Source organism: Cupriavidus sp. FW305-3-2-15-C-LB2, assembly GCF_058787575.1.
In genome coordinates, this window is record NZ_JBYSZW010000074.1 from 17,593 (window position 1) to 30,794 (window position 13,202).

Below are 13,202 nucleotides of genomic sequence, written 5' to 3' on the forward strand. Positions count from 1 at the left end.
GCAAACAGCCAACACGACACAACAAGACCACGCGAACATCGCGAAGGAGACAAGAGATGAACCCAGCCACCACATCGGCCGACAACCTGGCTGCGCTGCTCAATCCGCGCTCGGTTGCGGTGATCGGTGCGTCCGAAGACCAGGGCAAGTTCGGCGGGCGCCTGTACCGCATGCTGCTCAAGCACAACTTCGACGGTGCGGTCTACCCGATCAACCCGGCACGCGAAACGCTGTTCGGCCTCAAGACCTATCCCGGCATCGACGCCACGCCAGCGGCGCCCGACATGGTCATCATGGCCGTGCCGCAGGCGAAGGTGAAAGACCAGATCGCGGCATGCGCGGCGCGCGGCGCGCGCGCCGGCATCATCATTACGTCCAAGTTCTCGGATGCCGGCGCCGAGGGCGCCGCGCTGGAGCGCGAGATCGTGGAGATCGCCAATGCCGGCGGCATGCGGCTGATCGGGCCGAACTGCCTCGGGCTGATCAGCCCGGCCAACAGGCTGGTGCTGTGCTCCTCGCCCGCGCTGGAATTGGACAACCTGATCGAGAGCCCGATCGGCTTTATCAGCCAGAGCGGCGCGCTGATGGCCACGCTGTTCGACCGCGCCTACGAGATCGGCATCGGCTTTACGCACTGCGTGTCCGTGGGGAACCAGGCCGACCTGGAGTTGTGCGACTTTGTCGAGTTCCTGATCGCCGACCCGCGCACGCGCGTGATCTGCACCTATATCGAAGGCATCAAGTCGCCGGAGCGTTTCGTGCAGCTGGCGCGCCGGGCGCGCGCCGCGGGCAAGCCCTGGCTTGCCGTCAAGGCCGGCAAGACGGCCGACGGCAGCCGGGCCGCGTATTCGCACACCGCCTCCATGGCCGGCGACTTTGCCAGCCTGCAAGCCGTATGCCGGCAGGAGAATGTCGTGCTGCTGGATGACCCGGCTGCCATGCTGGTGCTGGCTGCGGCGATGGCCCGCTACCCCGGCAAGACCGTCGACCAGGCGGTGATCGTCACCACGTCCGGCGGCGGCGGCGCGCTCAGCGCGGACAGGCTGGCCGAAGCCGGCATTCCGCTGACGCGCTTCGCCGAACCCACCCGCGAGGCGCTGTCGCTCTATTACTCTCCTGGCCAGGCGGACAACCCGATCGACCTGGGCGGACGCCGCCATGAGGAGGCCGCGGAGGCAGTGGACGTGGGCTTCAAGACCACCGGGATTGCCATGGCCGACGCACAGGCCGACCTGTGCCTGGCAGTGATGACCACGGCGCCCGACGTGGCGACCATCACCAGCCAGCTCGCCGCCGGCGGCCAGGACAGCGGCAAGCCGCTGCTGTTCGTGATGCAGCCGGGCATGGCAGCCACGGCCGCGCGCAAGGTGCTGATCGGCTGCGGTGTGCCGTTCACCAACAGCCTGGGCGAAGCGGTGGCAGCGCTCGACGGCTGGCGCCGCTGGTCAGCCTGGCAGGCGGCACCTGCGCCGCAACCGCTCGGACTCGACCTTGCCAGCCTGCCCGACGCCCGCGGTGCGCTGGGTGAATCCGAATCCAAGGCGCTGCTGCAGGCAATCGGTGTACCCGTGAACCGTGGCCAGGTGTTTCCCGATATCGACGCCGCGGTGGCCGGCAGCCAGGTGATCGGCTTCCCGATGGTGGCGAAGGTGGTGTCGCCTGACATCGTGCACAAGTCCGATGTGGGCGGCGTGCTGCTGAATGTGGCGGATGCCGACGCGCTGCGCGGCGGGCTTGAAGCCATGCACCGGCGCATCAGCGCGAGCCTGCCGCACGCGCATGTCACCGGCTTCTACCTGCAGGCCCAGGAGGCGGGCGAGGTGGAACTGATCGTCGGCGTGCGGCGCGATCCGCAGTTCGGGCCGCAGGTGCTGGTCGGCGGCGGCGGCGTGCTGGTGGAGCTGCTGCGCGACGTTGCGCTACTGCCGGCGCCGCTGGCGCAAGAAACGGCGCTGGCGGCACTGCGGGGTCTCAAGCTGGCGCCGCTGCTGCAGGCCTACCGCGGACGCCCCGCACTCGATGTCGAGGCCGTGGCCGACGTCATGGTGCGCATGGGCTGGCTGGCCGACGCCCTGCGCGGGCGCGACTTCGAAATCGAGGTCAATCCGCTCAAGGTCCGCGTGCAAGGGCAAGGCTGCGTGGCCGTGGATGCGCGCGTGCGCGTGGACTGAACCGGCAATTCCCTGTCAATTGAACCAAGAACGGAGACACAAGACATGAGCATCGTCACGATCGAGCATCACGGCAAGGTCACGTTGTTCACGCTGAACCGCCCTGAAAAGCGCAACGTCATCTGCAAGGAGACCGCGGAACTGCTGCAGCAGGGATTCCGGGAATTCGATGCATCCGGCCAGCGCATCGCAGTGATCACCGGCGCCGGCAACGACGCGTTCTCGGCCGGCGCGGATGTCACCAACCTGCCGGAACTGTGGCGCTGCATTCCAGGTTCCGGCTTTGTCACCGACAAGCCCATCATCGCGGCGACTGCCGGCTGGGTGGTCGGTGGCGCCATGGTGCTGCACATGATGTGCGATCTGGCCGTGGCCGCGGACAACACCAGGTTTTCCTATCCGGAGGCGCGGCTGGGCTTTACCGGCGGCATGATCGCCGGCCTGGCGGCACGGATTCCGCACAAGGTCGCCATGGAGATCATGTTGCTGGGCCGGGCCGTGGATGCGCAGCGCGCGCGCGACGTGGGCCTGGTCAATGATGTCGTGCCGGTCGGGCAGCAGGTGGAGGCCGCCATGGCCATGGCGGACGAACTGTCGCGCTCGGCGCCATTGGTGCTCAAGACGCTCAAGCGCTTCGTGGCGCAATCGGTCATGCCAAAGGGGCCGTCGGAGCTGATGGCGGATGCTCTGCGTGAACTCAACGTGGTGCGCGACAGCGACGACACCCAGGAAGGGATGCGCGCCTTCCGCGAAAAGAGAGCCGCCAGCTACAGCGGCCGTTGAACCGGCCCGGCATCCGCGGGGCGTGCGAGGAGACAACAGATGACAAGCAGATACAAGACGCTATTGGCCGCGCTCGGCCTGGCGGGCGCCATGATCGCCCCTGCCCCGGCCGGCGCGGCCGGGGCTGCCGCCGCCCTGCCCAGGGGACCGGTGCGCGTGGTGGTGCCCTATCCCGCTGGCGGCAATGCCGACAACCTGGCACGGCTGTTCGCCGAGCGCATGACGCGCGATACCGGCATCGCCTTTGTCGTCGAGAACCGGGGCGGTGCCGGCGGCAGCATCGGTGCGCAAGCGGTGGCGACGGCCGCCGGTGACGGCACCACGCTGCTGCTGGCGCCGACCGGCGTGCACGTGATCACCCCGCACCTACGCCAGGTACCCTACGATCCGTTCAAGGACTTCGTGCCGATCGCCAAGCTGACCTCCACCATCGGCATCGTTGCCGCGCGGCGCGACCTGCCCGTCAGGGATATGCGCGAGTTCATTGCGTACGCGAAAGGCAGTAACAACAAGTCCAGTTATGGTTCCGCCGGCCTGGGCACCCTCACCCATCTCCAGGGCGAAGTGGTGAGCATCAAGACCGGCGTGAAGATGCTGCATGTCCCCTACAAGGGGTCGGCCGAAGCCCTGAATGACCTGCTGGCAGGGCGCATCGACGTCCTGTACGACCCGGTGGCCTTGCAGCAGATCAAGACAGGCAAGCTCAAGGCACTGGCCTCGACCGGCGCCGAGCGCCACCCTGACCTGCCGGATGTGCCAACGCTGCGCGAGCTGAAGCTGGATTACTCGCTGCCGAGCTGGTATGGGCTGTACGCGCCCAAGGGCACGGCACCCGCGCTGGTCAGCCAGTACGCCGCCGCCGCGGAACGGGTGCTGAAGGCACCCGATGTCAAGGCGCAGCTGATGAAGTTCAGCCAGTACCCGACCTTCGAAGGCCCCGCAGAGTTCAGCCGGCAGCTGGCCGCCGATGACGCCTTCTATCGCCAGCTGATCAAGGACGGAAACATCCGGCTGGAATAGCGCCGGCATGGCGCTGATGGCGGCACGCGCTGCTACCGCTATTGCGGAAAGAGCGCCATCTGCCCAGCCAGCAGCGTCTCGAAATCGTCGTCCAGGAACGGCAGGATCGCATCGGCGATCGGCTGCAACTGCTTGTTGACGTAGTGGCCATAGTCGACCGGCGCCGACCGGGTCTCAAGCGGCTCCGGCCCTGAAACGGTCATCACGTAGCTGATCCAGCCGCCATGCTGATACTGGCGCGGACGTCCCTGGCGCTCGTTATAGGCATCGGCGATACGGGCGGCGCGGACGTGCGGCGGCACGTTGCGCTGGTAATCATCGAGCTTGCGGCGCAGCCGCTTGCGATAGACCAGTTGCTCGTCGAGCTCGCCGGCCAGGGTGCGGCGCACGATGTCCCGCACATAATCCGCGTACGGCTCGCGGTTGAAGATCTTTTCGTAAAGGGTCTGCTGGAAACGCTGGGCGAGCGGCGACCAGTCCGTGCGCACCGTCTCAAGCCCCTTGAACACCATCTCGATCTTCCCGTCAGGCCGTTCGACCTGGCCGGCATAGCGCTTCTTGCTGCCAAGGTCCGTGCCGCGGATGGTCGGCATCAGGAAGCGCCGGAAGTGCGTTTCGAACTGGAGTTCCAGCGCGCTTTCCAGTCCATAAGTCTGCCAGAGGTGGTCGCGCCACCAGTCGTTGACGTAGGCGACCAGGCTACGGCCGATCTGCCTGGCATCGGCTTCCGTTCGCGCGCGGCGCAGCCAGACGAATGTGGAATCCGTGTCGCCATAGATCACCTCATAGCCGCGGGCCTCGATCAGCGCGCGGGTCTGCCGCATGATCTCGTGCCCGCGCATGGTGATCGACGACGCCAGCCGCGCGTCGAAGAACCGGCAACCGCTGGACCCGAGCACGCCGTAGAACGCGTTCATGATGATCTTGAGCGCCTGCGAGAGCGGCTTGTTCCGGTCGCGCTTGGCGGCCTCGCGGCCTTGCCAGACTCTGGCCACGATCGCCGGCAGGCAGTGCTTCGTCCGGGAAAACCGCGCACCGCGGAAGCCAGGCAGCGAATCGGCATCGTCCGGATGCGCCAGGCCCTCGACCAGCCCGATCGGGTCGATCAGGAAGGTCCGGATGATCGACGGGTAGAGGCTCTTGTAGTCCAGCACAAGCACCGATTCGTAGAGCCCCGGCCGCGAGTCCATGACGAAGCCGCCCGGGCTGGCCTCGGGCGCCTTCTCGCCGAGGTTGGGCGCGACATACCCCTGGCGGTGCATCAGCGGCATGTAGAGATGCGTGAAGGCGGCGACCGAGCCGCCATTCCGGTCGGCCGGCAGGCCCGTGACCGTGGCGCGCTCCAGCAGGAACGGCAACAGCTCCGTCTTTTCGAAGATCCGCGTGACCAGTTCGCAATCGCGCAGGTTATAGCGCGCCAGCGCCGGCTTGTCCTGCTCGAACATGCGGTCGATGGCGTCCATGCGGTCGTACGGGTTGTCGACCGCCTTGCCCTCGCCCAGCAGCGTCTGCGCCACCGATTCGAGGCTGAACGACGGGAAGCTCCACGTGGCGGAACGCAGCGCCTCGATGCCGTCGATGATCAACCGGCCTGGTGCGCTGGCGAAATAGTGCTGCTGGGCGTTGTGCTCGCGCCATTCCATCTCGGCACCGCCGCGGCCGAGGCGCAGCGGAAGCTGGAACTTGCGCGCATGCTCGTGCAGCACGCGCAGGTCGAACTGGACCAGATTCCAGCCGATGATCGCGTCGGGATCGTGATCGGCCAGCCACTGGTTCAGCTTTTCCAGCAACTCGGGCCGCGTGGCGCAGTACTCGAGCGAGAAATCGACGTCGGCGGGCATTTGCGGCGCCGCACCCAGCATGTAGACCTGGCGCTGGCCGCAGCCTTCGAGCCCAATCGAATAGAGTTCGCCGAACGCGTTGGTCTCGATATCGAGCGAGACCAGGCGCAACTTGGGCCGGTAGCACTCCGACGGCTTCATCTGGGCATTGCGCAGCGCGCCGCCGGGGTCCGGCTCGCCGTCGAACCAGACCGGGGCGGTGATGAAGCGCTCCATCAGGTAGCGTTCGGGCGGGCGGATATCGGCTTCGTAGACATCCACGCCGGCGTCGCGCAATGAGCGGCCGAGCTGGATCAGTTGCCGATGCTGGCGGCAGTACAGGCCCAGTACGGGCCGGCGCTGGAAATCCTGGAGCTTGAGCGGGCGCAGCTCGACCTCGCGCTCGCGGCGCAGCAGCGCCTCGGCACGCTCGCGCTGCGACTCGGGGATAAACGCGACTGACGGCTGACAGGACAGGTGCAGGTGGCGCGGACCATCATCGGTCGCCAGCCAGAATTCGACTTCGGTGCCGGCCGGCGTATCGCGCCAATGTCGGGTCAGGATGAAACCCTGCTGAAGTGCCACGTTAGGTACATTGGGAAACGGCTACCGGTCGGGATTCTAGCGGATGGGCCGGGTGCGTGAGCCGCGTAAGCCACCCCGTGGCATCTTCGGTTCACGCAAAACGGTCGTGCAGGATAGCAGCGGTCAATTCGCGCTTCTTCCAGTACATATGATGGATACGCTGCTGCAATTTGCCCAGCACCATGGGGTCGAGGCTGCCATAGGTCAGCAGCACGGCAGGCTGCGAGCCATCGCCCTCCTCATGTTCGAGGCTGTCGAACGGAGGAAACCCGTACTTTTCCAGGAAGGCCGCGATTTCCTCGTCCGAGGTGCCAGGTTCGATGTTGCCTAGCAGCAAACGACTCATGATGGTCTCTCCCAGTCGATGGAGGAGCGGCCCTGCCCCAGCCCCCTTTGCGGTTGGCACTGAGACGCCCTACCTTAATTCTAGGATGGGCTTTTGCCCTGCCGTGCCGCCTCGATCGCGGCGATATCAATCTTTTTCATCGTCATCATGGCGTCGAATGCGCGCTTGGCCGCCGCACGGTCGGGGTCGGTTATCGCCGCGCTGAGCGCGCGCGGGGTGATCTGCCATGACAGTCCCCAGCGGTCCTTGCACCAGCCGCATTCGCTTTCCTGGCCGCCATTGCCGACGATCGCATTCCACAAGCGGTCGGTTTCGGCCTGGTCGTCCGTCGCAATCTGAAAAGAGAAGGCCTCGTTGTGCTTGAAATGCGGGCCGCCGTTCAGCCCGAGGCAGGGAATGCCGGCGACGGTGAACTCGACCGTCAGGACATCGCCCTGCTTGCCGTCGGGATAGTCGCCCGGCGCACGGTGGACGGCGCTGACTGCGCTGTCGGGGAATGTCTCGGCATAGAAGTTTGCGGCATCAAGGGCGTCGCGGTCGTACCACAAGCAGATCGTGTTCTTGCTTTGCATGATGTGTCTCCTGGAAAGTCGAGCACCGGGAATCCGCCACCGGGACTCCAATGTCTCATATTCCGGTGGCGGGCGCAGGCCGCGCAAAGGGCGAGCTGAGGAGCCGCCAGCGGCCTCTGTCCAAGGGGCGTCGCCGCTGCCCGGCGCCAGTGCCGACTATGCCAGGCTGGTGCGCTTCGAGACCCAGCGCCGGGGCGAGTTGATCAGCAAGGCGAACATCGCGCTGGGCTGATGCCGCAGGACTTCTCGCGTCTCACTGGGCCTCCGCCGCGCGCACGAACGCGTCGCGCGCGGTGATCCGCTTGACGTAGTCCTGGATGCACGCGCTCTCGCTGATGCGCGGCGCACCGAATCGGCCCGCCCATGCCAGCGAGGCACCGAGATAGATGTCCGCCGCGCTGAAGGTCGCGCCGAGCACGAAGGGGCCGGGCGTCAGGGCTTGCTCGATGGCGTCGATCACATCGTCATAGTCGCCCCAGCCGACCGCCTGCTTCGGCAGCGGCGCCTCTTTGCGCATCATCCGGTCAGTCAGCGCGGGTTCGAAGCAACTGCCGCAGAAGAACAGCCACCGCAGCACCGTGCCGCGCGCGGACGAGCCTGCAGGCGGCATCAACCCGGCCTGCGGAAAGGCATCCGCCAGCCAGGCGATGATCGCGCCGTTCTCGGTCAGGACCGTGCCGTCATGCAAGACCAGCGTTGGAATCTTCCCCATCGGGTTGACCGCCAGGAACTCCGGCGCGCGGCTCTCGCCCTTGGTGAAATCGATGTGCTGCAGCTTGTACTCAGCCCCGACCTCCTCCAGCATCCAGCGCGCCACCGAGGCGCGGCTTTGGGGGTTGTAGTAGAGCGTCATGGTCATACCGTCCTCCTGCCGCGTTCGACCGCGTGGTTTCGACCGCAGCAGGATAGCATCCGCCAGCCGCCACAAACCGCTTCCGTTGTGAAAGCCCTCACCCGGCCAGCTCGACCGCCCGCGCGAGCCGTGCGACGCCCTCCCCGATCTGCGCCAGGTTCGTGCTCGCAAACGACAGCCGGAACGCGGCGCGCTGGCGCTGCTCCACATAGAATCCGGCACCCGGGACGAACAGCACCTTTTCCGCGATCGCGTGCGGCAGCAGTGCGGCAGCATCGTCGATGCCATCCAGCGCGGCCCAAAGGAACATCCCTCCCGCCGGCGATGCGAAACGGATGCGGTCACCAAAGGCCTGGCGCAGCGCCGCCGCGAGCTGGTCGCGCTTGTCGCGATAGGCCGCGACTTCCCGCGCGACCTGTGCCGGCAGCCCGCCCGCTTCCAGATACTGCGCCGCGGCCAGCTGGATCCATGGCGGCGTGCACAGGTCGGATACCTGCTTGGCAATCACCGCGCGGCGCACGATCTCGGGCGCGGCGACCATCCAGCCGATCCTCAGGCCGGGGGCCAGCGTCTTCGACAGGCTGGCCAGATGCACCAGCCACGGCCGCGCCTCGGGGACCGACGCGCACAGCGCCAGCAGCGAAGGCGGCGGCGCGCCATCGAAGCTGAGCGCCCCGTAGGGATCGTCCTCGACCAGCACCACGCGGTGCCGCGCCACCAGCTTCAGCAGCTGCAGCCGTCGTGCGGGCGACAGCGTGGCGCCGGTGGGGTTGGCGAAGGTCGGCACCGTATAGATCAGCCGGGGGCGCAACGACGGGTCGGCCAGCATGGCTTCGAGTGCAGCCACGTCCATGCCGTCGTGATCAGATGGCACGCCGCGTACGTCGGCGCCGGCCAGCCGCAAGGCCTGCAGCGTCGCGGAATAGGTCGGCTCCTCGACCAGCACCACGCTGCCGGGCTCGACCAGCGCGCGCGCGAGGAAATCGAAGCCCTGCTGCGAGCCGCTGGTCACGAGCAGTTCGTCCTGGGCCACGGGCGCGCCGCGCCCGGCCATCAACGACGCCAGCACCTGGCGCAGCGCCGGCGCGCCTTCGGTGGCGCCGTACTGCAGGCATTCGGCGGGCCGCTCGCGCAGCACCGCCGCCGAGGCCGCGCCAATGCCGTCGACATCGAACAGCGCGGCGGACGGGTAGCCGCCGGCGAAAGAGATCATCCCGGGGTCGGACAGGTACTTGAACAGTTCCCGGATCGGAGAGCCAGCCGGGTTGCGCAGCGCGGGGACGAAGGGATAAGCGGCGTCGGAAGTCATGAGCGGATGCAGAACGTGCTGGACATGGGCGTGCTTCAGTCCACCGAAGCACCGGACAGGCGAACGATCTCGCCCCACTTCTGGCGGTCCTTCTTCAACACGTCGGCAAATGCCTCCGGCGAGCTGGGCGCCGGTTCCGCGCCCAGCTCGCGCATTTTCGCCTGCACGCCTGGCTCGTTGAGCACGCGCGTCAGGTCCTGGCTGATCTTCTGCGCCACCGCCGTGGGCACCCCGCGCGGCGCAAGCAGGCCGAACCAAGGGCTGGCATCAAAGCCGGGGACGGGGCCCGCGGCGGCGACCGTCGGCACATTCGGAAGCGCCGACGAGCGCGCCGGCGTGGTCACGGCCAGCGGCCTGAGCTTGCCGGAGCGGATAAACGGCAGCGACGCCGGCAGGTTGTCGAACATCACGTCGACGCTGCCGCCCATCAGGTCGGCGATGGCCGGGCTGCTGCCCTTGTAGGCGACGTGGCTCATCTCCGTGCTGGTCATGCGCTGGAACAGCTCGCCCGCGAGGTGCGTGGACGTGCCATTTCCGGCCGACGCCATGTTGACGCGCTTGGGATTGGCTTTCAGGTAGGCGATGAACTCGGGCAGCGTCTGCACGCGCGCGCGTTCCGCAAACGCCGGCGACAGCACCACCACGTTGGGTACGCGCGCCACCATCGCGACCGGCGCGAAGTCGGCGTCGGCATCATAGGGCAGCTTCTTGTACAAGGCCGGGTTGATGGCGAACTCGCCCACCGAGCCCATCAGCAGGGTGTAGCCGTCCGCCGTGGACTTGGCGGCCGTGCCGGTGCCGACGATGCCGCCCGCGCCGGGGCGGTTGTCGACCACCACCGACTGCTTCCATTGCGTGGCCAGTTGCTCGCCGATCAGCCGGGCCACCATGTCGGTGGTGCCGCCCGGCGGGTACGGCACGATGATGCGCACCGGCTTGGCCGGGAACTCGAGCGCGCCGGCGATGCCGGGCATGGTCGCGCCGAATGCAAGGGTGCCGGCGGCGAGCGCGCTGAACAAGTGTTTCATGCAGTCTCCTGTCTACCTGATGGTTGTCGTTATGAGGTTGTCGTGATGACGATGCCGGGAGGAGGCGGCAACGCAAGGATCGAATGATTTCTCATCAACTCCAAGCTTTCAAGCGAGATTTCCGTATAGGATGATGACCTAAAATCATCAACCCAGCCCTTCCCCGATGCGGCAACGACTTCCCAGCCTGTCCAGCCTGCGCGCCTTCGAGGCCGCCGCGCTGCACCTGAACCTGCGCCGCGCGGCGGCGGACCTGTTTATCACCGAGAGCGCGGTGTCGCGCCAGATTGCGTCGCTGGAAGCGCTGCTGGGCGTGCAGCTGTTCCACCGCGCCAACCAGCGCATCACGCTGACGGCGGCCGGCACGCTCTACAGCGGACAGGTGCGGGAGTTGCTGCGCAAGCTGCAGCGCGACACGCTCGACCTGATGGCGCACGAGGGCGCGGGCGGCACCGTCGAGCTGGCCTGCGTGCCCACGCTGGCGGTCGAGTGGCTGATTCCGCGGCTGCCGGCCTTCTATGCGCGGCATCCGGGGATCGTGGTCAATATCAGCGCGCAGTCAGACATCTTCCTGTTCGACGGCACCCCCTACGACGCGGCGATTCACTTTGGCGAGGCGGTCTATCCCGGCGCGCGTGCCGACCGGATGTTCGACGAAGAATCGGTGGCGGTCTGCCATCCGGACTTCTTCGGCGGCAGAAAGCGGATCAGCCCACATGACATCGCCCGGTCGCCGCTGCTGCACCTCGCCACACGCATTCTCGGCTGGAAGCAATGGATGGAAGCGGCCGGCATCGACGACGTCAACGCCATGCGCGGCGCACGCTTCGACCACCATTCCATGGTCATCGCCGCCGCACGCGCCAGGCTGGGCGTTGGCCTGGTGCCGCGCTTCCTCGTGGGGGAATACCTGGCAAACCGCCAGCTGGTCATGCCCGTCGCCCATTCGCAGCGCTCCACGAGCGCGTATCACCTGGTCTCGCCGGATACCCGGCCGATGAGCGAGGCGATGCAGCGGCTGCGCGAGTGGCTGCTGGAAGCCGCGGGCGAGTTTGCGACAAGGCAGTCCGCGACTGCGGACGATGTGGGCAAGTAGCCAGCCGACTCACGCCGCAACTCACACCACCATTTCCAGCCCCGGCGTCGGCCGGCGTTCCAGCAATGCGGCCAGCCTGCGCAGCGCGGCCGATAGTTGCGCGCGGTCCTCCACGCCACCGAGCGAGATGCGGATGGCAGTCGGCGCGTTGGGCCCCTCCCAGAACGCGTCGGACGGCGTCACGCGCAGGTCCTCCGCCAGCGCGGCCCGGGTGAGCTGCTGCGCCGACCAGTGCTCCGGCAAGCGGTGCCATGCGTGAATGGCGCTGGGCGGGAGCTGGCCGATCCCGCTCAGCCACCGGCTTGCCAGCGCGCATCTGGCCAACGCTTCGGTCCTGATGCCGTCGAGCAGATGCATGGCCGAGCCATCGTGGATCCATTGGGTCGCCAGGGCGGCGGTCATCGGTGCCGCCATCAGCGCGAAGGCCCGCAGCGATGCCAGCAGATCGTCGCCGCGCCTGCCCTCCGGCAGCATGACATACGCGGTCCGCAGCCCCGGACTGAGGGTCTTGGACAGGGTCGAGACATAGTACGTGCGCTCGGGAGCGAAGCTGGACAGCGGCGGCGGCGCTGACGGCGTCAGCAGCCAGTAGGGATCATCCTCCAGCAAGGTGACATCACAGTGCGCCGCGGCCCTGGCGATAGCCTCCCGGCGTGAGGCCGGCATGGTGTGCGTAGTTGGATTCTGGGCGGTCGGATTGAGGTAGGCCAGCGTGGCACCGTCGGCACGGGCCGCCTCGAGGGCGTCGGGGAGCATCCCGTCGGCGTCGACCGGCGCGATGATCACGCGCCGCCCGAGCTGTGCCGCGGCCGCGCGAATGCCTGGGTAGGCCAGCGGCTCACTCACGATCGCATCGCCAGGCCGGGTCCGGGCCAGGATCACGGCGGCCAGCGCAGCCTGGGCGCCCGGGCACACCACGAGCCGCGCAGTAGCGACCTGCCCGAATATCTGCGTGAGCCAGAGGGTGCCGGCCGACCGGTCGGCAGCACTGCCGCCGCCGAGCTGGTAGGTCATCAGCAGGTGCGGGTCGCTGTGCAGCAGCACCTGCGACAGGCCGCGCCGCAACAGGTCCTGGAAATCCAGCCCCGCCGGTGGCGGCGGCACGTTCATGCTCATGTCGATCACCCGCGCCAGCTCCGCCCGCGGCGCGGCAATGAAAGTGCCGAGGGCCCCGCGGGCATCGATCAGATGCCGCCGCTTGGCCTCGTTGTAGGCACGCGTCACGGTGGTCAGGTCCACGCGGAGGGACTTGGCCAGGCTGCGCTGCGGCGGCACGCGGTCGCCGGCTACCAGGCGGCCTTCGCCGATCGCCCGCTCGATGAAATCCACGATCTGCAAGTAGCGCGCGCCGCCACCTGTTGTGATCTCAAGATCCCATTTGGCACTGGCTTCGGCGCGGATATCGGTTCCTTGCATGGATTTCGCCCGGTAGATTTCTTCGATGTATGGGTTTTGTCTTGCATTAGCATGCCAGACATCACCGAAGGAATCCATACAAACCACGCCCGCGTGGGGCTGAGCCAGCACTTGAATCGGAGCGCGTGGCCGGGAGCCTTCGGTGATCCGTAACCAAGGTGTCCGAAATGCTCAAACCTATTGCCGGGCCGGCAGACAAGAAT

11 protein-coding genes are annotated in these 13,202 nt (G+C 67.2%); 4 read left to right on the forward strand and 7 right to left on the reverse strand.

The window, feature by feature from the left end:
• The first annotated feature begins 56 nt into the window (after positions 1-56).
• The 3 genes from AC3WRR_RS33320 to AC3WRR_RS33330 are packed head-to-tail and all read left to right on the forward strand — an operon-like array spanning position 57 to position 3,974.
• A complete protein-coding gene (locus tag AC3WRR_RS33320) occupies positions 57-2,171 on the forward strand; it encodes an acetate--CoA ligase family protein (RefSeq protein ID WP_058697238.1) in 2,115 nt (704 codons plus the stop codon).
• A 45-nt stretch (positions 2,172-2,216) separates the two neighbouring features.
• Positions 2,217-2,954 (forward strand): enoyl-CoA hydratase/isomerase family protein, encoded by a 738-nt coding sequence (locus tag AC3WRR_RS33325; RefSeq protein ID WP_058697239.1) that lies wholly within the window; start codon positions 2,217-2,219, stop codon positions 2,952-2,954.
• Between the two features lie 39 nt (positions 2,955-2,993).
• Positions 2,994-3,974: a tripartite tricarboxylate transporter substrate binding protein gene (locus AC3WRR_RS33330; RefSeq protein WP_492299298.1), complete on the forward strand. Its 981-nt coding sequence runs from the start codon at positions 2,994-2,996 to the stop codon at positions 3,972-3,974.
• A 38-nt stretch (positions 3,975-4,012) separates the two neighbouring features.
• On the opposite strand, the gene AC3WRR_RS33335 is transcribed toward AC3WRR_RS33330, so the two are convergent.
• From AC3WRR_RS33335 to AC3WRR_RS33360, 6 genes are all read right to left on the reverse strand, one after another.
• Positions 4,013-6,379, reverse strand: a complete 2,367-nt coding sequence (locus AC3WRR_RS33335) for a DNA polymerase II (RefSeq protein WP_492299300.1) — start codon at positions 6,377-6,379, stop codon at positions 4,013-4,015.
• A gap of 91 nt (positions 6,380-6,470) precedes the next feature.
• Positions 6,471-6,725, reverse strand: a complete 255-nt coding sequence (locus AC3WRR_RS33340) for a hypothetical protein (protein WP_010811613.1) — start codon at positions 6,723-6,725, stop codon at positions 6,471-6,473.
• 80 nt (positions 6,726-6,805) lie between these two features.
• Positions 6,806-7,297, reverse strand: a complete 492-nt coding sequence (locus tag AC3WRR_RS33345) for a VOC family protein (RefSeq protein ID WP_010811612.1) — start codon at positions 7,295-7,297, stop codon at positions 6,806-6,808.
• Between the two features lie 253 nt (positions 7,298-7,550).
• Positions 7,551-8,156 carry a glutathione S-transferase family protein gene (locus AC3WRR_RS33350; protein WP_010811611.1) on the reverse strand — a complete coding sequence of 202 codons (606 nt, stop codon included), beginning with the start codon at positions 8,154-8,156 and terminating at the stop codon, positions 7,551-7,553.
• Positions 8,157-8,247: 91 nt separating this feature from the next.
• Positions 8,248-9,459, reverse strand: coding sequence for an aminotransferase-like domain-containing protein (locus tag AC3WRR_RS33355; RefSeq protein ID WP_058697241.1), 1,212 nt, complete (start codon positions 9,457-9,459; stop codon positions 8,248-8,250).
• 35 nt (positions 9,460-9,494) lie between these two features.
• Positions 9,495-10,487: a Bug family tripartite tricarboxylate transporter substrate binding protein gene (locus AC3WRR_RS33360; protein ID WP_492299302.1), complete on the reverse strand. Its 993-nt coding sequence runs from the start codon at positions 10,485-10,487 to the stop codon at positions 9,495-9,497.
• Positions 10,488-10,653: 166 nt separating this feature from the next.
• Here AC3WRR_RS33360 and AC3WRR_RS33365 point away from each other — a divergent pair, with 166 nt between their 5' ends.
• Entirely contained in the window at positions 10,654-11,583 is a 930-nt protein-coding gene (locus AC3WRR_RS33365) for a LysR substrate-binding domain-containing protein (RefSeq protein WP_492299304.1), read from the forward strand.
• Positions 11,584-11,604: 21 nt separating this feature from the next.
• Here AC3WRR_RS33365 and AC3WRR_RS33370 read toward each other — a convergent pair whose 3' ends face one another.
• Complete coding sequence (locus AC3WRR_RS33370) at positions 11,605-12,999, reverse strand: aminotransferase-like domain-containing protein (protein ID WP_492299306.1); 1,395 nt, start codon at positions 12,997-12,999, stop codon at positions 11,605-11,607.
• Positions 13,000-13,202 lie beyond the last annotated feature (203 nt).